The organism is Roseovarius marisflavi (assembly GCF_900142625.1).
Classification (GTDB): Bacteria; Pseudomonadota; Alphaproteobacteria; order Rhodobacterales; family Rhodobacteraceae; genus Roseovarius; species Roseovarius marisflavi.
In genome coordinates, this window is record NZ_FRBN01000026.1 from 7,501 (window position 1) to 31,611 (window position 24,111).

Genomic DNA, 24,111 nt, shown 5'->3' on the forward strand with positions numbered 1-24,111 from the left:
TTTATCCGGGCAAAGTTTGGCGAGAATAAGGATTGGAAGCAACCCATGTTGCAAAGAATGTCGATTATAGGTCTGCTTATGCTGGGCACCGCCCCCGCCCATGCGTTGGATATCCGCTCTTGCGTGGTCATGCCAAGCCAGGTGGTCGAGATTGCCGTCGAGGTGCCCGGCCTTGTCAAATCGGTCAATGTTGGCCGGGGCGATGTGGTCAAAGAGGGTGATGTCCTCTTAAAGCTGACCGATACCGCGCTTCAGGCGCAGGTCGCCCTTGCGACGCGCCGCGCCTCGGACGAGACCCAGATCACCGGCGTCGATGCCCGGATCAAGGTGCTTGAAGGCCAGCTTGAGCGCGTCAAAACCCTCTATGAACGTGAACTGATCGCCATGCGCGAACTTGATCGTGTCGAGGCAGAGCTCATCGGCCTTTATCAGGAACGCGACCGCGTGATCGCCGACCGGGATCTGGCCGCGATCGAGCTGACCCGGATCAACGCACTTTTGGATCAGCGCACGGTGATCAGCCCGGTCAACGGCATCGTCACCTCGCGCAATGCGGATGCGGGCGAATATGCCGACGAACAAGGCGCTGTGATGAGCATCGCCACCCTAGACCCCCTGTATGTCGAGATTTTCGTGCCGCAGGACATGGCCAATCAGGTCGAGATTGGCGCCGAGATCGAAATCCGCCTCGAAACCCAACCCGATCTTGCCCACACCGCCGTGGTCGAAGTGGTCGACCGTGTCTTTGATGCGGCCTCGGGCACCTTCGGGGTACGCCTGAGCCTGCCAAATCCGGGCCAGAGCCTGCCGGCCGGTGTGCGCTGTACCGCGCGGCTATAACCTAAGGCCTGCATCCGCTGGTCGTAAAAAAGGGGCTTAACGCCCCTTTTTTATTTCTTCTTATTGCCGTTTGACGCGCTGGCCGCGACTGGCACCAGACCCCAATCGACCAAGCCGCTATCGTCGGCCACGGTCGCCTCTGCTGTATTGTCATTCGCCGCAGGCTGGACGATCAGAAGTTCGACAACCTCTGCGCCATCCTCAGGCTGAGTCTGTGACGTCTCGGCAAGGCTCTCCTGTGTCTCCACGATCCAGCCTGTGTCTCCCGAAGTGATATCAGTTGACAGGGTCGTCACGTCAAAGGTCGTCACAGCCGCAAGGGGCGCCTCATCCGCAGTCAGATCAACAGTTGACGGATCGGTCGGAGCCGGAGCCGGTTCAATCCCGCGGCCATCACGTGCGCCCTTGGTATTGCCCGGCTGTCCGCCATCGGGTGCGCCGGTGTTGTCCTGCCAGCCATCATCCTGCTGGGTGATCATCCCCAACTCGCCGAAGGGTTCGCCAAGACGATCCGGATCGCCGCCTTCGCCAAGGCGCGTCATATCCGTGCCATCGCTTTCGGCCACCGCAATCAGGAACTCCTGAATCCAAGGCGCAGGCGATCTGACCACGGTCCAGTTGCCGAAGGGCGAGAACGGGACGACGAAGTTGTTGTATTCGCCCGCCCAGTCGACCATCCGGTCATGCGAAGTGTTGGCGATAAGCATGTCGCGTCCACCGCCGCCAAAGGCAAGGTCGCCATATCCCGAAACCGGTGTCGTGGCGGCATCGGGCGCATCATTGGCCCCGCCATTGGTTCCAAGATCATCGTCAAGGTTCAGGATATCCCCGCCAAGACCGCCCCAGAGGTGATCACGACCGGTGCCGCCGACGATCCAGTCATCGCCGATATCACCGAACAGTTTGTCATCGCCATCCCCCTTGGCCCATTCGCGTGCCAGCGGCGAAAGCTCGCCCTCGGTCGCGTCAAAGTTCAGGACATGGCCCTCAATCCGGGCAAGGGCGTTGTTGAAGTCGTAAAAACCCTCGGGTGTGATAAGGCGGCCAGTGACCGGATCGGTCTCGGGGCGCCACTCACTCGGCGTGGTATAGAATTCAGGCAGCGCCTCGGCGCCCGAAATCCCGTCATTGCCAGCACCGCCGTGGATGGAATCATCGCCCAGACCACCATAGATCAGATCGCTTCCGCCAAGATCCCAAGGCTCGAGATCCGCGGTTTTCTTCAACTCGCCAAGCGGGTTGAGAATGGCATGGAACGCATTCGCCTGGGTCGAGATGATCTCTTCCGTTGTGGCGGTATTCAGCCCGATCAAGGTTTCCGTCAGGCCATTGCGGCTTGTCAGGATCTTGCCGTCATCGCCCAAAATCCCGTCGTTGCCGGTGCCGCCCGAGATCCAGTCATCCCCGGCGCCGCCGATCACATCGTCGTTCTGCGCACCGCCATAAAGGACATCTTTGCCGCCCATGCCGTGGATAATGTCATCACCACCCTCGCCATCAATCAGGTCATTGCCGCCGATATCGCTGGGGTCCCCGCCCGGCGTATAGGCCGCATATTGAATGGCGCGCACTTCGACGCGTTCGGTACCGGCCGGGCCGTAGGTATCCCACTGATAGTTCAGCGCGGCGCCATCCGCGACAACCCGGAAGATGTTGCCGTTGTCGCCAAGGATCACATCGGCGTCACGGGCATGGCCCCGATCCGAGGTGTCGCCAAGGCTGTTGCGCTCAAGATCAAGGCCGTCGCCGCCATATATGGTGTCATCGCCATCAATAAGCTGTTCGCCACCCTCGTCGTTACAGCTCTTGCCGAGAAACAGCAGGGACGAGCCACCGATCAGGTCATCCTGACCCAGGCCGCCGATCAGCAGATCACTGTCGCCACCGCCTTCGATGTAATCATTGCCGTCACTCTCGCTGCCATCCTGAATGACCAGCGGGCCACCGGGGGCGTCAAAGTCAATCGAGGCATCGCCATAAACCGTGTCGTCGCCGCGCTGACCGAACAGACGGTCATCATCGGCTCCACCGGCAATGATGTCATCGCCCCAGGTCTCGGGCGATGCGCCCTCGGAATGATCAAACAGCGAGATGTCGCGCCCCTGAATGCCGCTCGGGCTCGGCTGCCATTCGGCGGTGACATTAGGCAGGTAATCCGGCAGGAACGCGCCGGTGACCGGGTCCACCTCATAGAGCGTGGCGCCCGCAAGGCTGCGCAGGCGTTGATCAAGCGTGTCGGCGCGGCGCAGGATTTCTGCGTTATCGCCCGCCACAACATCGTTGCCTTCATCGGCGTCGATAATGTCATCGCCATCCGCGCCGCCGCAATCGTTGTGGCCGCCGATGATGTCATCACCGCCCGTGCCACCCGAAATGCTGTCGCCACCCTGGCCGCCAACGGCGATATCGTCGCCCGCGCCAAGAATGATCCGGTCACCCGCGCCCAAGGCCGCGTCATGCGCAAAGATCGACAGGAAGGAGAACGGCAGAGCCGCTGCCGTGGTCAGCGGTAATTGCGACAGGTCAATCCGCCCGTCGGCAAGCCGTTCAATCCGGCCATGATCACCGAACACAAGGTCATTGCCGGTGCCGCCGATCAACAGGTCAGACGCCCCGCCGCCAATGATCGCGTCATTGTCGGCGCCGCCGTCAATCTCGTCAGCGCCAGCATGCTCTGGCGCAGTCGAGGTGACCACGTCCAGCGACGAGGTATCGCCATCAAGGGCAATGCTGTCGAACATGCCTGAATCGCCCAGCAGGATATCCATCCCGCCATCGCCCGTAATCGTGTCATCGCCGTAACCACCCAGAGCGATATCGTCGCCCGCACCGAGGGTCAGGCGATCATCGCCGCCCTTGGTCACCGCGATCGAGGTCGCCGAGGCGACAACGCCAAGCTCCAGGATGATCTGCGCATGGTCGCCAAAGACCACGTCGGCCCCGGCCCCTGCATCAACGATGTCACCGGCCGTGCCTGCCAGAACGATATCATCGTCCTCGCCGGTGTCGATGACATCCACGCCGCCGATATCAAACAGGAAGGTTTCGATCAGAACAGGGCGTGCGCCCTCTGCGTCCCATGTGATCTGGCCCTGATCGCCAAGCACGATGTCGGAACCGATGCCCGTGGTGATGGTGTCACCGCCATCGCCGCCGATGACAAGGTCATCGCCTGCGCCGCTGTCGATTGTGTCATCGCCACCACCAAGCCCCTCGAAGAGGGTGCTTGCGACGCGCAGAACGCCGTCGGTGTAATCAAGCTTGCCGCTGTCGCCAAGAACCACATCCTCGCCAAGCGACGTTTCAATCGTGTCATTGGCCGTGCCACCAAGAACCGTGTCATTGCCCGCGCCAGAGCGGATCAGATCCGCGGCGCCGATATTTGACACCGTGCTGCGCACCGTGACCACGACGCCCGCGTTGAAGATGACCATGCCATTGTCGCCAAGGATGATGTCACCACCCGTTCCGGTATCCACCACATCGGCCCCGACACCGGCAATAACGATGTTCTGGCCGTTGCCGGCGTCAATCGTGTCATTGCCGCCGAATTCTTCCGAGATGCTTTCGACTTTGGACAGGGTTGCAACCGGCGTTACCAGCGACCAGTCAACCACGCCGCCATCGCCAAGGATAACATCCGCGCCGCTGCCTGCGGTGATGCTGTCAGAGGCAAAGCCGCCAAGAACGACATCGTCGCCCTCACCGGCGTCGATGGTGTCATCGCCGCCGACCTGCGGGCTGGCCGAGGTCGCGGTGCTTACGCCATCGGTGCCAAACACCTTGAGTTGACCGGGCTGAAGGATCAGGCCGTGATCGCCCAGGATGATGTCATCACCCTCGCCACCGGAAATGTCGTCGTTGCCGGCACCCTGTGTGACATCGGTTTGCGTTTCGCGGGTCACAAGATCGACCTCGAAGCGGCTGTCGCCATAGATATGGTCACGTCCGCCAAAGCCGTTGATCACGTCATCGCCTGCGCCACCGGCAATATGATCACCGCCTGCACCGCCATAGACCGTGTCATTACCGCCCCCGGCATCAATCACCACCGTGGTGGTCGTGCCGCGCACGTCGATGATATCATCGCCATCCGGGCCAAAGCGATAGGCATTGTCCGAAAGCGATCCCGCCCCGGCGCTATAGCGATCGCCGCTGGCCGAGGTATCGCCATAAAGAACAAGCGGCCCGCTGTGATCAAACGCTGTGATCGTGTCGTTGCCGCCACCACCATGGATCGCGGTGATCGTACCTTCGGCCGTGCCTTCAACCGTAAAGGTATCGTCATTGCGGCCCAGCATGACTTCGAAGATGTCCATGTTGGTATAGGTGATGCCACCGGCATTGGTCACCGGAATTTTGACCTCTTCTGTGCCCTGATTGAGGGGCAGCTCGCCGCCCATGCCAAGACCCGAAAGGTTGCTCGCGCTCAGAACGCCGGTATCGGGTTCTTCCGAGCTGTCGTTGAAGACATTCACGCGGTCCACCTCGACACCCGGCTCTGGAACGTCCGGCGGGGTCAGCGGAGTATCAAGTTCGGTCGGCAGGATGATCGCCGTGACGAGCGAGCGATCCTCGGGGCCGACATCGCCTTCAAGGATCAGGGGGCCATTGATGGCATTCACGAGATGCGGTTGTGCGGCGACGGTCTTGATCGGGTTCGCAGGATCTGCAACCGGTGCAGTGGGATCAAGCGCCACATTGATAGTCACCGGATCATCCCAATTGGTCGCGTCAAACGTGACCGTAGTGCCGTCAAAGCGCGCATCGTCGCTCGACAAAAGCGTTTGCCCGTCGGTTTCAATACTCACGGTCACGCTTCCGACCGGAGCGCGGCTTAGCGTCAGGTCATAGCTGTCTGTGCCATCGGTTCCGGCGCCGACAGTGGTGCTGCCGTCGCTTTGGCTGACCACAAGGCTGGCGCTATCGTTGTCGATCACCTGCGCTACAAGTTTGACTTCTTTTGCCTCGAACGCGCCGGTGCTGCTGCTTGCGGAATGGGTGATTGTCACATCGTCAAGGTTTTCCTCGTCAGCGTCATCCACCGCCATCACCGTTACAAGCTGTGCGGTGTTCCAGTTGTCGCTGTCAAAGACCAGCTCGGTGGCACCAAAGCTGACTTCGCCATTGGCCGCCAGCGTGACGGTAACGGTTTCGCCCTCATTGGGCGCTTTGGACAGGCGCACTGAATAGTTATCGCTGCTGCCGCCCTCGGCAACCGTGGTGCCGGGGCCGGTTTCGGTGACAATGATATCGGCGCGGTCGTTATCTTCGACCTCGACCTTGATATCCTGAAGGCGAATGCCGTTCAGCGCCGGATCGTTCGAGATGATCGAATGCCCGATCACAGCCGTGGTCGGCCCTTCTTCGGCAGTATCGTTCGGCGCTTTCACATAGATCGTGCGCTGTGCATTCCAGTTGGTGCTGTCAAAGGTCAGCACAAGCTGATCCGAGAAATTCACCCCGTCGGTCGAGACCTGAACCGTGCGTGCACCGTTGGGCTGCGCGGTCGAGGCCTGCGCCGCCGATACGGTGATATAGGCGGTCGAGGCCTGCGACGGCAGAACGCCCGGCATCTCAATCGTGTAGGTGTCAAACAGGCCGTCGCCCTCGGCAACCTGCGTGCCGGTGCCGGTCTCGTCGATAAAGACCGCATCCGAATTCACCGGCTTGACTGTAAGGTCGATGCCCTGCGCCACCTTGTCGGCATAATCGGGATCAAGCGCCGGATCGGATTCAAGGAAGTGGTTTATCACGCCGGGCTGACCGCCATCCGTGGCGGCAATCACCGGCACAAGGACGCTTCCACCGACGTTGAAGGTATCGCTTCCGACACCACCAATCACGGTGGTCACAACGCCCTCGCGGGTCGAGAGGATAAAGAAGGTGTCGTCTCCCTCAAGCCCGTCCACTTCAAGCGCTTCTTCGACACCCGACAGGGTGACCGAAAGACCGGCGCCGAAAATGCCCTTCTTGGTGATCAGGAAGTTGTCGTTGCCCTCGGTGCCGACCGCAACCACGCGGTCAAACCCGGCGCCGCCGTCGATGTCGACCGGCGCGTTGACGTTATAGCGGATTTCGTCGTCGCCCGCGCCTGCATTGAGAACCGAATTCCCGGCAAGCGAGCTGCCGTCGCCATCGGCCAAAAGGAAGGCCCGCAGCAGGAAGTTGTCATTGCCCGCCTCGCCTTCCATGCGCAGCGATGCCTGATTGGAATAGACGCGGAAGATGTCATTGCCCTCGCCGCCATAAAGCACGGTGGCCACGCTATTGCCGCGGCTCAGGAAGCCAGAGGTGGTCCTGACGGTCGCAATCTCGTCGCCGGGCGCAACATTGTCCGGCTGACGTTCAGAGCCAAAGATCTGGCCGATCTGGAAGGTATCGTCGCCGATGCCGCCATCCAGCGTCAAAAGCGTGCTGTTGTCATCCATCGCAAACATGTCATTCCCCTCGCCGGTTTCGATCCGGACGCGGGCATTGATGGTCTCGTTGTAATTGATCCGCTCAAGCGGGTTGGCAAAGCCGCCCGCGCCATCGCTTTGCAGCAAGGCGATAAAGTTCTTGCGGATCAGAACCGTGTCATCCTCGGCGGTGGTGCGGATCAGCATCCGGTCAAGCCCCTCATCGGGCGCACCGCTGTCGGAAGTGTTGATCACGACATCGCTGACGCCGGTCAGGTCGATTTCGGTCACATCGGTGCCGGCCTGACCGTCAATCGTGAAACTGTCGCGAAGACCATCGCGCACCGTCGTCATCGACGGCAGGCGGTTGATGAAGATGTCATCGTCGCCCGAACCAGCGCGCAGGTTGGTGTTGCCATCAATCGCCGTCACGTTGATGCGGAAGATATCATCATCCGCGCCACCCAGCATTTCGATCGCCTGCGCCTCAAGCGCCCCGTTCAGCGCCATAGTGGCGCGCGGCGCATCCGCATCACCAAGGTCAATCGACAGGGTGATCAGGTTGCCCGCCGTGAACAGCGCCCCGAGGTCCTGTGTCAGGTCATCATCGGCGGCAATCGTAAGATCGCTGCCCGCTGCGGCCACGCTTCCCGTGGTAAAGGTGATATTGTCGCGCGCCTGGATATTGGCTGCGCCAACCGCCGCAACACGCGCGCCCTGCAAGGCCGAGATCGAGCCGCCCGCGTTCAGGCCAAGAGTGCTGTCCGCCGTCATGGCACTATCGACACCAAGGGTCGCGCTACCAGAGGTGGTCACGTTCAACGTGCTGCCCGACTGCATGTTAGAGGCGTTGCCAGTGCTCAGGCTTGCCGCCACAACCGACAGGCTTGTGCCGGTGGATTGCAGGCTCTGGCTGCCGGTGGTGATCGCACCGCCTGCACTCAGGGCCATTGTCCCACCCGAGGTGGTCTGGCTCAGGCGACCAAGGTTGATGCTGCCCGAAGTATTTGCCGTAAGGCTATTGACCGCCGACATGACAGAGGACTGCCCGGCGATAAGACCTGCGGCGGTGATCAACAGGGTGGTGCCAGCGTTGACAGTGCTACTTGCACCGGTGGTCACATTTGCGCCCGCCGTCAGGGTCATCGCGCCCGAGGACGTGGTGCTGCTGCTCGCGCCAAGATCAATGTTGCCGGTTGCGGTCATCGCAAGGGTGCCCGCGCGCGCCGCGATCACACCCGAAGCCTGAAGCTGAATACTGCCCGCAATGGCGTTCAGGGCGGCATTGCCGCCTGTCGCCTCAACCGAGGCCAGAACCAGCGTGCCGGCGGTTTCGATCAGATCAATACCATTGCCGGCCGAAAGAACCGCACTAGTCGCAACCGAACGGCTTGTATCCACCTCAAGCGCATTCGACGGCGTGCCGATGCTGCCCCAGGCGGTGATCACAAGCCCGTTGCTCAGAATGCCCGGCGCCGTGCTGGCCGTGCCGTCAAGCACGCTGCCCGCCGGGGTGGTCAGGATCGCGGCACCGCTGGCGGTGATGGTTTCCACCAGAAGGTTGCCCGCCGTCACATTGAGGCGCACATCGCCCGCCGTGGCGGTGACCGATCCGGCCACCATGTTGCCGCTCACCTCGTTAAGGTGAACCGAACGCGCCAGCACGCTGTCGATGCGGTTCACGTCAAGGTCAAGGCTGTTGGAGGTGGTGCCGACGACGCCGTTGCCTGCCGAAATCGTAAGGTTGGTGGCGATGATATCGGCGATGGTGTCGGTTGACGCATCCACCACGGCTGCCGCGCCGCTCAGGGTGACCCCGGCGCCAGAGCTGATCCGCGCGATGCGCATGTCGCCGGAGGTCTCGTTAAGGACAATCGCGCCGGGGGCCGTGGCCGTAACCGTGCCCAGGGCGTTGTTCGAGCTGTCGATATCAAACGGATTGGCGACCGATCCGATGGCGCCGCCGCGCGAGGTCAGCACCACGTTGCGCGCGGTCACATCCGCCGCGCCCGTGTTGTTACGGTCGACAAGATTGCCGCCCGAATTCAGCGTCGCGGTGCCATTGACCGCCGAAACCGTCCCAATCGCCATCGACGAGGGCCCGAGCACCTCAAGGTCGACATCGCCGCCGGTCGAGGTGGCGTTCAGGATGTCATAGACTCCTTCGACCGCAAAATCCGTGGCTGTGGTGATAAAGCCCGCGCCATTCGGCGTGGTCAGAACCCGCGTCAGCTTGCCTGTCTTGCCTGTGAAATCAAGCTGATCGCCCGCCTGCATGTCAAGCTGAATTCCATCGGCCGGCGTGGTGACCGCTGTGGTCTCCAGGAAGCTGATATTGGTGCCCTGAAGGTCAAGGTAAAGATCATCCCCGGCGCGGCCGAAGAAGTTGGCCGGATCATGCGCAATCGTGCCATTGGCAAAATCGCGGCCCCGGACAAGCTCTAGCCGGAACGGATTATTCGCCGCCCCGATTGAGCCGCGATCGGTCACGATACTGACCGCCGGCACAAGAGTGCCGCCATTCAGATCGGTCGCAAACATCTGGCCCGCATCCCCGGCGATAAGGTCTACGCCCGCCGCCTGGGTGATATTGCCGCCAAGGGCGCGGAAATCATAGATCGCGGCGACGTTGCTGATGTCGCGCAGGAACAGAACGTCAGACGTCAGATCGGTTGAATTGTTGCGCACGGTGAAGGTGGTGAAATCGCCACCCGCATTGCGGATATTAAAGCCGGGGCTCACATCGGCAGGTGCCGGGCGGCTGTCGACCACGTTGATATCCGGCTCGCCGCCGTTGGTCGAAATCATCTCGACGCGCTGAATGTGCAGATCGCGGCTGGTGTTGTTCTCCAGCGTGACGCTGGTCAAAAGCTTGGGCAGGAAAATATCGGCATCGCCACTGACGACGCCGCGCACAAGGCGGATATCAAGCTTGCCGCCGGCATCGTTGATAATGTCATCAACCAGGATGGTATTGCCATCAATCGTTGCGCCGACGTTGGATTCAGCCGCAATCGTGCCATCGGCATTGACCCGCAACAGCTTGTCCGAGCCTTCGCCAAGGAAGATCGAGCCGCGCAGATTGACGATATCATCGGCATCGTCGCCGACACTGGTGACCTCGGCGTTGTTCTCGGCAAATTCGAACACGGTCACAAGGTCAATGACCGTATCGACCACCCATTCGACGATCTTGTCCAGCGGCCAGGGCAACCACTTGGTCACCTTGCGCACCACTTCACGCACGACCTCCACCACCTTGGTGATAAAGCCCTTTGCCTCGGCTTCGGACATCTCGACGATCAACAGGTTCGAGCTTCCGTCGATATCAACCGATTTCGACACCATGACTGCAGGGTCGGCCATGTCGATGATCGACTGACCATAGCCAAAGCCGATGGCCTCGGCATTTGCAACCGCAAGAACAGTTGTGTCGGCGTTCGAAATCGCCCGCGAGACAACCTCGTTTCCAAACGCGCCGTCAGGGTTCTGGGTGGCGCGGCCAACCGCATCCATCTTGATCTCGTTGACACCCTCGATACGGGCAGTGCCCTCTTGAAGGATGCGGGCCTGTGCCTTGTCGCCATTGGTCCCGATATTAAGCCGCGACACGGCGGTCGAAAAGGCCCCGGCGAGGGTCACATTGGTGCTCGAGTTTGCGGTTTGCTTGCCCGCAACCTCGTTCAGCGCGTCGATATCGACCGTGTTCCCGGCCAGGATCGTAGACCCGTCGCGCAGGATGACATCGGCATCGGTATCCATGTTGGTGGTCACGAAAGCCGTCGACGACGAGGCAACCGCTCCGCCGGTGGTCATGCTGACATTGGCGTCAAGCAAGACGGCGTTTTTCGCCAGAAGCGTGACGTCGCGCGATGCATCGATCACCGCGCCTGTGGAAAGCTCCACATCGGCCTCGGAATTGATCGTAAGCACAGCCGACGCGCCACCAGCCGAGGCAATCGACGGAATGCCGATATTGGCGAAATCGCCCTCGAACAGCGCCTTGAGCGATTCGCCCAGCTCCTTGCCCGATGATCCTGTCACCCGGACAATTGCGTTTGCAAAGGTTTCAGCCAGCAGTTCTGCATCACGCGCGGTGATCCGGGAATTGCCGTTCATGTCGGCATCGGCTGTGGTGGTCATGGTGACCGTGCCCGAGCTGAATCCTGCACTCAAAAGACCCTCGGTGCCGCCGGTGACCGTATTGCGCGCCTCAGCGGCGGCAAAGGCCTTGAGACGCACAAGATCACCCGCCGTCAGGCGCGATCCGCTTCCCAGAACCGCATCGGCATTGGTGGTTGTGGTGGTCGTGGCCTCGGCGTCACCGCCGGAAATCAGGCCAGCCGCGTTGTTATTGGCAACCGCATCCGCCGCGTTGAAGGCGCGCGAAGTGGCCTCGATATCGTCGGCAGAACTGACGACGACGCTCGGCCCGAACCCGGCCCAGACATTGGCCGTGGACGAGGCGGTGATGTCGGTCGACGAAATGCTGCCTGCGCCGCCAACCGATGTGTTGCCGGTTGCACGCGCCGCATTGCCGGTGGCCCCGCCGCCGTTCTTGTCGGTGACGTTAAAGAACGCCTCGACGATCACATCGCCCGACGCGCCATTGGCCGCGACATTGATCGCATCGCGGATCTCGGCGCGCACGGTGGCGGTCGTCGTCGCCGTCGCCTTTGAATCGCCCGCCGCCAAAGCACCGCCGGCAACGCCGGATGTGGTCGCAAGCGAGCCCATGAGACCAATCGCGCCGACGCGCACATCGCCCGCCGTCACATTGGTGCTGCTGCCCCGAATGTCGGCGGTGACGCTACGCGTGACAGTGCTTGTCGAATTGCCACCAACCCCGGCGGCAAGCCCGCCTGCGCCGGCAGTGCCGCTTGCGTTGGCATTGGCCGCGTCATTCGCGTTGACACTGGTCAGGCCGCTGGTGGTCACGATCGCACTGTTGATGCGCGCCGTGGCAAAGCCCTGAACGGTCGCCGTGCTGGTCGTGGTGCCGCCGCCGATCAGTGCACCGATCCGGCTTGTGGCGATGGATGTGGCATCGGAATCGCCCAATGTTCTGACCGCAAGGCTTCCGGCGATCACCGTGCCCACCGTCAACTCCGCAGTGATCTGCGCGCCCGAGGTGGCCGAGGAATTTGCCCCCGACACGCCGATCAGCGCCCCGGCCGAGGCCGTCGAACTGGCGCTGGCATCCATCCCGAAATCGCCCGATTCCGTGACAACCGTTCCGTCGTCCGACACGTTGTGGCGCGCAAGAATGGTAACCGCACCGCCGGTCGCCGTCACCGTGGCACCCCCGCCGATCCGTGCCGTGACCGAAGGATTCACCGTCGCGACGGATTTCGCCTCGCCGACCGCGAGGGCACCGCCGTTGATACCGGCAGCGACGGCATCGGCATCGACGATGCTGGCCGCGTCAACCGTGACACTGCCCGCATCCACCGTCAGGCCAGTGCCTGTGATCTCGGCCAGAACAGAGCCGCCGATGGTCGCGCGCGCCTCGATCCTGGACACAGAGCCAAGCGCCCCCGCGCTTGCATTGCCGTTGGCGTTGGCCTCGTGGTTGGTTTGTGCGCGCACGACAACCGATCCGGCGTCAATATCCGAATTGCCACGGATTTTGGCCGAGACCGTCGGATCAATCGTGACAACCGCCTTGGACAGGCCAAGCGTCACAAGACCAAGCGACAGGCCGCGCACGGTTGCGGTGCCGGTGGCGACGCTGTTGGCATCGACCGTCATCGCGCCGCTGACATTGATATTGGCACTGTTGATATCGGCACGGGTCGTCCCGCCGATATCCACGCCCATTATGTTGACGCCGCCCGCCGCAAGCCCGCCCGAAAGCGAGCGTCCGGTGACGCTGGCAACCGTATCGCTGCGCGCATCCATATCAAGACTGTCGACGCCGCCATTTGTCCCGCCGCCGATATCGGCCAGCGTGCCGATGCGTGCTTCGGTGGTTCCGGTGATATCGACCTGGCTGACCGAGGCCCCGGCCACAAAAGAGCCGACCGCAAGCTGAGTGCTTTCCAGCACGATATCGCGCTCGGAGCTGGCCGAAAGGGTGATGCGGTCACTGTCGATGACATCGCCGTCGATTTCTGCCCGCGCACCGGTTGAATCGGTGTGAACCACGACCGACGCGCCAAGCGCGCCGGCAAGCCCGGCCGTGCCGAGAACCGAAACGCTATCGGCGTTGATCCGCATGTCCGAAAGGACATCGACCTGGCCAAAAGTGGTGCTGCGCCCCGCCGAAATGGTGGCCGTGCTGTCAATGCTGGCGGTGGTGCCGCGCGACAGGGTGTTGACCGTGATGCCTGCGCCGACAGCGGCAAAGCCAAGCGACACGGCGCCGGCATCTGTATCAAGGTCAATCCGCTCATTCGCGCGGATGAACACGTCATCGCCCGCATTTACCACGCCCGCGACAAAGGCATCGGTGCCGGTGGTGGTGACACTCGCCGTTGCGCCGCTGGCCGCCGTGCCCGAGGTGTTGCTTGCAACTGTCGAGTTGCTGTTCTGGGTCGCCGAGGCGATGCGCGCCGTCGCCGAAGGCTGACCGGTGCCATCGACATTCTCACTGCCGTCGCTGCTTGCGAAACCGCCAAGCACATCGTTCGACCAACCGGTCGAGGCGGCGCCGTCCGCTTCGGTGATTGCGTTCTGACCACCGACCGAAAGCTCGGCGTTCTGATCGCTGTTAAGGTCATTGCCAAACGACAGAACCGAAACCGAGGCCGCAAGCGCAAGCGCGCCGCCGCCGCCGGAAATCACCAACTGGTCGACATTCATCAATTCCGCAGCGCCGACGATCACATCGCCGCCCGCGTTCACGCGGGTGCCCGCCGCCGTATAAGCGCTTGTATCCGAACGGATAATCCCAACACCCAAGGCGCCAGCAGCGCTTCCGCCAAGGGACAGCGCAAGCGCGCCGTGTCCGGCGAAGAAATCAAGCTTGTTGCCCGCCGTGACAAGCACGGACTGGCTCGCATCGCCGCTTTCACGCTGATTCACCTGCGCGGTGCCGCCGACATAGGCCGAGGTATCGCTATCGACCACCACGACGCCAATCGCCCCGGCAATCCCGACCGCGCCAACACCGGCAGCCGCGCCAAAGACGAACAGATCCTCGGCGCTTTCGGCCGAGACAAGCACGCCTTCTGCACTCTGGCGCCCAAGGGCATCGCCGTCGTCATATGTATCATTCGCACCAGTCAGCGTGCCGTTCAGAACACTGCCTGCCGCGCCGCCCGCGCGGGCATCGACCTGCGCCGATCCGGCGATATAGGCCTCGGTGGTTTTCTCGACCACCACCACGTTGACCCCGGCACCAACACCGCCGCTGCCGCCAACACCCGCGGCGCCGGCCAGAACATCGGCGGTTGTGTCATGATAGGCATCAACAACCACGTTATGGTCGGCAATCACGTCAGCCGCGCCATCAATCGCCGCGATAACATCGGATTTCATCACGATCGCATTGGCCGAGATACCGGCCCCGCCAGAGGCCCCGCCCGCGACCGATACGGTCACCGCAAGCGCATCCTCGACGGCATCCGCCGCGACGATCACATCGCCCGCGCTGCGCAGGACGGCCCCGGTCACCCGGGCCTCTGTGCGGCTGTCAAAGACGGCGGCACTTGCGCCCGGCGCACCGGCAAGGCCACCCACGGCAACCGCCGCCATCACGTTCAGCGCATAGCTGTCGGAGGAGGCCGCAACCCGGATATCATCGCCCGCCGCGATCGTGGTCAGGCGTACGCCCGCGCCGACCTTGGATTCGGTGATGTTGTTGATGACGTTGACCGTGCCACCCAAGGCAACCGCGGCCCCGCCGCCCGACCCGTTGACCGAGAAGGTCTCGACCCGGTCGGTCGACACCGCCTGAACGGTAATCCCGCCAAGGTTGGTGGCATCCGCCGAGGCCACGCGTTCGCTGTCAAAGCCCTGATTGTCAAAACCCTGCGCCGAGGCGGTGCTGCTGCTGGCGCCCGAGGTGCCGACGCTCACGTCATTGCCGCCCGCTTCGGCCAGGTATTCAACGCCGACACCGCCGGTGAGGGATTTCACGCCGCTACCGCCGCCATTGGCGGTGAGGGTCGCGCCCGCTTCGATCAGGGTTTGCGTGGTCTTGTTGATCACGCTCACACCGCCAGAACCCGCACCCGAGGCAATCGCGCCAGAGGCCGCACCGGCAATCACGTCGGTGCTGGTGTTGTCCAACGCATTGATCGCAATGCTGTCGCCCGCGGTCAGATTGGCCGTGCCCTTGACGGCCGCCTCGGTGGTATTGTCGATCGACAGAACCGACGCCGCGCCGGCAAGCGAGCCGAAGGCGCCGCCAGAGCCGCTGATCGCGACGACAACCGCTTCGTCCTCGGAGAGGGCACGCACGGCGATATCATCCTTGGTGGTCACATCGCCCGCGATCCACGCGCGGGTTTCCTTGACCGTGACCTGCACCCCGGCCCCAGCAGCGCCGCCGCCCGTGCCAGACCCGGCAAACGACCCGCCGCCGGACACGACCGTGCCGGTATCGCGGGCCAGAACATAAAGATCCTGCGTGCTGTTGGCATCGGTGTCGGTGATCGTGACATTGCCGCCGATCCACGCCTTGGTGACCTCGGTCTGCACCGAAACCGCGCCCGATCCGGCAAGCCCGGTCGTTCCACCGGCCCCGACGCCGATCGCGCCCGAGATGATAAGTTCTTCAGAAACCGCAGACACCGCCACGCCGCGCACCGCGCTCAGGGTATGCTCGCCGGTCCCAAGCTCTTCGCCGGTGGGCATTAGGGTGCTGCCGGTGTTGCCTTTGGCGTTGATTGTGGCCGTGCCGTCAATCGCCGCCGTCGTGGTGTCGTCATGCACCGAGGCCGCCGCGCCAAGGCCCGCGCCAACGGCGCCGCCGCCGCCGACACCGCCGCCAAGGCTTTCCATCGTCACATCGCTATCGGCCAGAACCGTGACGTTGCCATCGGTATTGACCGTACCGCCGGTGATCCGCGCGGTGGTTTCTTCAATGATGGTGGTATTTGCAAAGGCGCCGGCTAGGCCAACGCTGCCGCTGGCACCGCCCGCCACGGTAAGCGCCGCGCCGAAGATGCCCGATTGCGCCACAACATCGACACCGCTGATGGTGCGGCTGGAGGAGGCACCAATCGCGCGATCCGTGCTGCCAAGCGCGCCGGTCGCGGTGATGCTTGAATTGCCGATGATCTCGGCCTCGACCTTGTGCACTGCAACGACGGTGCCAATCGTGGCGCCAACGCCAACCGACGAGCCCCCCGCAACCGCACCGGCCCCGGCCACAAGAACCGCCGAAGTCACAGGTTCAATCACAGCGCCGCCAAGATCGCGACCGTTAAGACCGTCGCGACCGCTGCGCGTATCGGCAAAGACGCTCAGGTTGCCCGAGGTGTTGATGTTCGCGCCCTCAACCCGTGCGCGCACGGTTTCGGTGTCGGTGACCACCGCGATCACGCCCGCAGCAGCCCCCTGACCGCCAACGGCGCCCGCGATCCCGGCAGAGACCAGAACCGGCGAAGAGGTCGCCACCAGGTCAACGCCGCGCACATTGCGCGCCGTGCCGCTGTCGGTGATGGTGTTCACCTGGTTGCCCGTCGCCGTCACACTCGCGCCGCGCCCGATCAGAGCGTCGATATCCGCGACCCGCGTCAGGGTCACGATGGTCGCCCCAAAGGCCGCCCCTGACCCGCCTGCCACGCCGCCCGCAAGCGGCACGATCACCGCGTCGCTGTCGGCCTCGACCGTGACCGTTCCGTCGGTCGTGACCGTGGTCAGCGCAGGCACCGCAGCGCCGCCATCGGCAACCGAGAGGGCGCCAATCCGGGCCGTTGTGGTATCGGTCTGCACGATCGTGTTGATGGTGCCCGAGCCGGCAATGCCGGACCCGCCGCCAGAACCGGCAATCGTAAGGCCGGTCACGATAAAGAAGCTGTCGGCATAGACATCGACGCCATTGATCGCTCGCGTGCCCTCGTCATCGGGCACAATCGTCGCATCGCCAAGCGCGCGCGCCGTGACGCTCGCCCCGGCCTCGATCTCAGCGAGGGTGCGCGACAGGGTGAGCGCAACCGAGACCGATGCGCCAACCGCGCCGGACGAGCCAACCGCGACCGATCCCGCACCGAAGACCATGATAAGATCGCTGTCCGAGCCGATCGTGACATTGCCATTGGTATCAACCACTGCCCCGGCGCCAATCGCCGCGCGGGTTTCATCGTCGGTGACGACAATCGAAATCGCCCCGGCGCCGGCAAAGCCGCTGCTGCCAGAGCCGGCAACGGTAAGGCCGACGATCACAAGATCACTATCGGCAGAAACATCAACACCGCGCACCGTGCGCGTGCCGCCGTCATCCGGCAGGGTGCTGGCGCCGCGAATGGCATCTGCCGTCACGCTGGCGTTGCCGATAACGGCCTGCACCACGCTCTTGCGCGCGATAACGCTGCCTGAAAGGCCGATTCCGGCCCCGCCGCTCGCCACGGCAACCGCGCCGGTGATCGCGGCCGCCTCGGCAAAGGCGTTGGCATGCAGGGTAACATTGCCCTGGGTCGTGACAACCGCACCATCGGCGATCAGCGCCTCGGTGACCGAGGCATTGCCGGTCGCGGATGCGTTTTCATAGTCAAGCGAGGGCACCGGGTTATCCCCGTTGATCACCTCGTTGGTGCCAAACAGGAAGCTGCCCGAAAAACTACCTGCGCCGGAAAAACCGCCGCTGGAGGACGAGCCGGAAATCGCCGCCGTATTCGACAGGATGGTGTCATTGGCAAAGACATCGACGCCGCGCATGGTGCGGGTCTCGCCATCGACAGTGCGCACCAATGCCGTCTCGGCATTGGCCGTGATCCGGGCGTTGCCGCGAATTTCGGCTTCGGTCTGATTGATGGTGACAAGCGGGGCCGCTGCGACACCAACGGCGCTGCCGCCGCTGCTCAGGGCCACAGCGCCCGCGATCATGCCGCCAAAGAGATTGCTATCGGCATAGACTGATACGCTTCCTGCGGTGATCACGGTGCCGTCAATCGAGGCACTCGTGGTCCGGTCCAGCACGCCAAGCGACAACGATCCCGCGCCAGAGAAGCTCGAGGAGGAGGACCCGCCAACGGCAAAGTTGATCAGGATATCGTCCGACAATGCCGCAACCGACACCCCGGCGCGCGATTCAACGACCGCCCCGGTGCCGATAAAGGCCAGCACGTCGCGATCCATGGTCTGAATGCCAAAAGCCGCGCCAAGCGCGCCGGTGTTGCCCTTGGCGATTCCACCTGCAAGGCTGATCTGAAGGGTGCTTGCGCGGGCATCGACCGTCACGCCCTGTGCGGCTACGGCATTGGGCGCAATCTCGTCGACGAGCGGATCATCAAGGTCCGAATTGACCCGCGCCCCGGCGGCAATCGACGCCTCGGTCGTGCCATTGACGGTGGTGGTCGCAACCGAACCGGCCACGGCGACCTGATCGGCCTTGGACCCGGCCACGGAGACCATGAAGAGCTTGTCATCGGTATCGGCGCTGACGATCAACCCGTGTTCGGTTGCGCCCTGAACATCAAGGCCAGCGCCCTGCCCGAGGGTCACCACATTGGCACCCGAAGTTACGCTGGCGCGGGTGTTGTGATCAGCCACCAACACGCCCGGCGCGATGCCGACGCCCGTCGTGCCGCTGGCAAAGCCGCCCGCGACGCCGACAACGATCAATTCATCCTGGGCGAAAATCCCAAGGCTGCCGGTGGCGCGCACGGTGCCGCCCACTTCGGCAATCACATCGCTATCGACAAAGTTAAACCCAACCGACCCGGCAAGGCCAAGCCCGGTATCAGCGATGCCGATGCTCGCCGCCAGCGAGACGATAACGCTGAAATTCTCTGCTTTAACAGTAACATCACCGCCAGCGGTGACAGTGCCGTCAATCTCTGCCTTCACGGAATCGGTGAAGATACCGATGTCGAAGGCCGCCCCGACGGCGGTCTTGTTGCCATCGGCCGCAGCCCCGGCCACGTTGACGCTGATGGCGTAATCATTGGCATGAACCTCGACATTGCCGCCTGTGGTGACGGTCGCTGCGCTGCCGATCAGGGCCTCGGTTGTGTCATCCGCAACGGTCACATTGACCGACCCCGCAATCGCCGTATCGGTCGCTGCCCCGCCAGAGCCGCCAACCGCAAAGCCAACGCTTTCCGACCGGGTTTCGGCCTCGACCGTCAGGTCGCCCGTGCCGTTGATGGTCACGGTTGCATTCTCGATCGCCGCGCGTGTGGTGCGGTCAAAAACCGTCACCCCAACAGCACCGGCTATGCCGGTGTCACCGCCACCCGGCGTGCCGGAAATGATCGTGATCGGCACCGACACGGCAATCACCGGCCCAGAGGTGCGCGCATGTACTGTCACGTCGCCACCCGAGGTGACGGTGGTGTCGCTGATCAAAGCCTCGGTGGTCTGATCGATAAGGTTGATGCCAACCGCGCCCGAAATCCCAAGCCCGGCCACACCCGCCACATCAAGGGCGCCGCCCCCGGTCGTGACACTGTTTTGATCAACCGTCGGAGGGGTGGCGTTATCCGCCGGATCGCTCGGGGTGCCCGATGCACTATCGGGTTTCGCGGCGGCAAAGGCCACCACAAGCCCAAGGTTAAGGCTATCGGCCTCGACGGTCACATTACCCGCACTGCGCACACCGGTATTAAACGCCGGATCGGTCGGAATCGTGCCATCCTCGACATTGCCGATCTTGGCAAGGGTGACGTTGGTCACGTCATTGACCGCCGCACTTGCCCCGACGCCGGTGCTTCCGCCTTTGGCAAAGGCCACGCCAAAGCTCAGCATGGTCGCGGAATGTTCGGCATCGACCGTCACGTTGCCCGCATCCACCGATGCGCCATCCTCGATAAAGGCGCGCGCGGTGTTCACATGGTCGTTGATCGAAATGCTGCCCTGAAAATTCACGTCCTCAGCGCTGCCGCCGGCATCGGTAAGGTTCATCACGAACTGCCGTGTTTCGGCATCAACCACGAGGTCATGCACAACTGTTATCTCGGCGCCATCGGCGATAAAGGCATCGGCCTCGTTGGTTTTGGCAACATAGCTGAACGATCCGCCCACCGAGGAGCCGTCGCTTTTGGTCGCGCCCTTGAACATCGCCTTGATATTGGGCGGGCCGACGATGTCGACGGTCTCGATGCTTGCCAGCGATTCCACCCGCGCGCCGTTGGCGGCGGTGACCGTGACGCGCGCGCCGTCGCCAACACTGGCCTTGGCGGTGTTGTGAATCAAAATGACATTGACCGAGCCGGCAATCGCCAGCTTGCCGTCGGTGCCGGTGTCGGAATTGCCCGCAGCCGCGCTTGCCGCGACATAGCTTGTCGCGACCTTATCCGGCAAACCGCCCTGGGGATTGGCATAGCCAAGGAACGGCGTCGCCGCATCCGACACGCCGGTCAGAGCAGGCCCGAGCGACTCGTCGTAATAGTCCTGGAAGGCAGAAACCGACTGGTTCGCCGCCAAGGTTGCCTGTTCAGGGTCCTGAGGATTGACGTTATCGGCCACATTGCCGAACGCGGCCGAGATCGACGGCATCTGCCCAAGGGCGGTGCCAAGATCGTTGATCGCATCAAAGAAGGCCGGAATTTCGTCAAGGAAATCAACCTGATTGGGGATGATCGCCTCTGCGTCCACCACCAATGCGCCGACCGTCACACTCGCGCCGTCAATCCGCGCAACCGCGTCATTGTCGAACTGCGACACGTTGATGCCGCCCGCCAGACTAATCGCGGCGCCCGCACCCGAACCACCAATCGCAACGGTGCGGAAATTATCCTCGGTGGTGGCCTGAACGGTGAGCGTCTCGCCCGCCGTCACAATCGCCCCATCCAACAGGAAGGCATTGGCCTGAAGCGTATTTTCGGAGACGATCACCGCCGCAGACAGGCCAAACTGCCCCGGACCGCCCCATTGGCCACCTGCCCCGCCAGCGTTCGAGCTAAGGCGCTGTTGCGCCGCCTGCTGCGGGCTTTGTTCTGTGACAGATGGTTTTGCCTTGGTCACGGCCTTGGCATCAAGCAGGGTTTCGGCATTTACCGCACTTGCGGAAACGGTCACATCCTCGGTGCCGCCAAGGGTGCCCGCGACCTGCGAGGTGGCGGTGTTGTCAAGGAAGGCCAGCGTGATCGCAACCGCTTCGCCCTGATTGGCCTGGGGCTGCACGATGCGCGACTTGGTGTTGACAGCCTGTTCGGTGGTCGTGGTGCCATCAATGGTCACATTCACACCGGTGATCGACGCGCCCGCCGCCACATCGGTCAGCGCCTCGGTGGTGGCATCGCCAAGCGTCATGGCAAGCGCCGGTCCCTTGACCCGCTTGAACCCGCGCGGCGCATCCGCCGATGTCTTGTTCTTTTTCGCAACGGTCAGGCCCGAGACGATATTGGTCGAGACATCAAGCGTGTTGTCGCTGCTTGAGGCGATAGAGATATCACCGCCCGCATCAAGCGTGACGCCAGTGCCGACATTGGTGGTCGCCGTCGCATCGGATTCACCAAAGGTAAAGCCGATGTTGAGGCCCGGATTTTCAAACCGAAGCAACGAGGTCGCCGCCGAGGTGATATCAATCGTATCCTCGGCCCAAAGCGACAGCCCCGCCAAAAGGTTGACCTCGGCAAGCGCCGCCGAGCGCATGAAATGCACCGGGATAAGCCGGGTCAGGCTTCCCAACAGGGGAAGGTTGTCGAACTGGTTCTGAACGGCGCTTTCAAATTCAGAGGCCAAAAGCTGAATACCGCCCACCAGAAGCGGGATATCACCATCCTGAACTTCGCCATCGCTGGCCTCGTCATCCGGCAGCCCCAAAAGCGCGTCGACATCAATCTCGATCTCGACCGCCTTGCCCGAATTCGCACTTGAGGAAATATCGACCGTACCGGCACGAATGACCGTATCGCCGATCTCGATCATCGAGGCGGCGACCTTTTCATTCAGACCCGGGGTAAAGGCAAGCGCATCAAGCGCAAAGCCTGCATCGACCGTGATGCTGATCGCGCCGCCCGCCGGGCCGCCCACGGTGCCCTTGGCATCAGCCGCAAGCAATTGCGCGCCGCCGCCGATAGAAATCCCTGCGCCTTCAAGCTCTTCGGCGGGGTCAGAGAACGGATTCTGCCCGGCGAATATCCCGGCAAAGCGCGATCCGCTAACCGAGCTACCGCCCCCCGTCAGGGTGATATCGCCGTGATTGGCCGCCCCGAGAATCGGACTCCGGGTGTCGATCACCGCGCCATTGCCGATCACGATCACTTCGGCGTCCATGATGACATTGCCGCCATCGGTCGAGAGATCATCGAACATCTCGATCAGATCGGCGCCGAAATCACCGCGCACCGTCAGGCTTCCGGCCCAGTTTTCAAGGCCGGCCCCGAGGCGGAAGGTGTCATCGCCAAAGCCGAGGTTGACCACAAGCGGCGCCCCGGCAGCGAAATCACCACCGCCATATTGCGCGCCGCCGCTGGTCACCAGCTCGAACCGGCCCGCCGCCGCAGCGGCCTGAAGCGTCAGGTCATCCGCGCCAACCGTGCCGCCGACGGTGATCGTCGGCTCCATTCCGGTGAAATTGAAGGTCTCGAAATTGATCGTGCCGGTCCCGGCCGGCCCGCTTGTCGGGGCCGAGAAAATCGCGCCTTGCTGAACGATGGTATCCTGACCACCGGCCCCGCCCTCGATCAGACCTGTGAAACTGCCCGGTGCATCCGAAAGGGTGCCCGGAACCGTCAGAACGTTAGTGACCTCAAAATAGAAGGTGTCGTCATTGCCGTCCGAGCCGGTCAGCGTCTCGATATTCTGGAAGAACGCGCCATCGACAAAGCCGCGGTCGGCATCGGTGATCCGCCATGTGACATCTTTGGCCGGGCCAAAGATCCGGTCATCGCCCTCGCCGCCGTCAATCGTGATGATGACATCGGGCTGGCGGATTGAATCCAGATCATTGCCCGCATCGGTCAGCTGGCTGTCAAAGCCCTCGTAAACGACATGATCGTCGCCATTGCCAAGATTGAAGGTCAGCTCGCCGCTGGTATAGGTGCCGCCGCCACTGGGTTTATAGAAATCCAGCGTGGTCAGGGCGCCCGCCGGGCCCATCTCGACCCGCGACACGCCGTTATCCTCGACCCCGTCATCGGTCAGGCGAACGGTGCCGCCCCGGCCATCCACCGCATCGTTGACGATCCGGAAATCGGCATTGCTCAGGTCGGTGACGTTTTCCACATCGACAAACGTGCGAACGTTATCGACGCCCGCCTCGGTCTGGGTGATGGTGCCCGCGCCATCGGCGCCAAGGTCATAGGTGACGGTGCTGTACTTGGGACCATCAATAACAAGCTGATCCTCACCATCACCACCATCAAAATCGATCGTGAAGGGCGAGTCGGGCCGGAACAGGAAATCAACCGTCAGCTTGTCGTTGCCGCTGCTGCCGGTGATGTCGATATCGGTCACGCCGTCCAGCTCGCTACTGGCGATCGTCAATCCGGTGTCATCATCAAGCAGGCGAATCTGGTAGAGATCGTTGTCGGAGTCATAATTCAGATCAAGCGTGTAATCCCCGGCCTCGGCGATCACATGTGCAAAAATCGGATCTGCTGCAAGCAGGATCCGCGGCTCCATCGCCTCAAGGTTAAATTTCCGCTTGGGGTTCCGGGCCCGCTCTCGTTTTTCAGAGGCGCGGGCCATGATCTCTCGAATGGCTGTCGTATATGACCGCGAGCGCCGCTTTGGCGTGAAATCAAAAATTTCTTTCTTCGGTCCGAACGGAAAAGCCATTTGGCCACCTCATCAAAATTAAAGAGCTCACGGA

2 protein-coding genes are annotated in these 24,111 nt (G+C 62.6%); one reads left to right on the forward strand and one right to left on the reverse strand.

Features of this window, described 5'->3' with window-relative positions; translation table 11 throughout:
* Positions 1-57: 57 nt before the first annotated feature.
* Positions 58-840: an efflux RND transporter periplasmic adaptor subunit gene (locus BUB78_RS16860; RefSeq protein ID WP_073200090.1), complete on the forward strand. Its 783-nt coding sequence runs from the start codon at positions 58-60 to the stop codon at positions 838-840.
* A gap of 50 nt (positions 841-890) precedes the next feature.
* Here BUB78_RS16860 and BUB78_RS16865 read toward each other — a convergent pair whose 3' ends face one another.
* Complete coding sequence (locus tag BUB78_RS16865) at positions 891-24,077, reverse strand: LEPR-XLL domain-containing protein (protein ID WP_073200092.1); 23,187 nt, start codon at positions 24,075-24,077, stop codon at positions 891-893.
* Between the last annotated feature and the right edge of the window lie 34 nt (positions 24,078-24,111).

Bases quoted from the DNA above. Each gene is read 5' to 3' on its own strand.
- BUB78_RS16865 (WP_073200092.1), bottom strand. From the start codon at position 24,077: ATGGCTTTTCCGTTCGGACCGAAGAAAGAAATTTTTGATTTCACGCCA.
- BUB78_RS16860 (WP_073200090.1), top strand. From the start codon at position 58: ATGTCGATTATAGGTCTGCTTATGCTGGGCACCGCCCCCGCCCATGCG.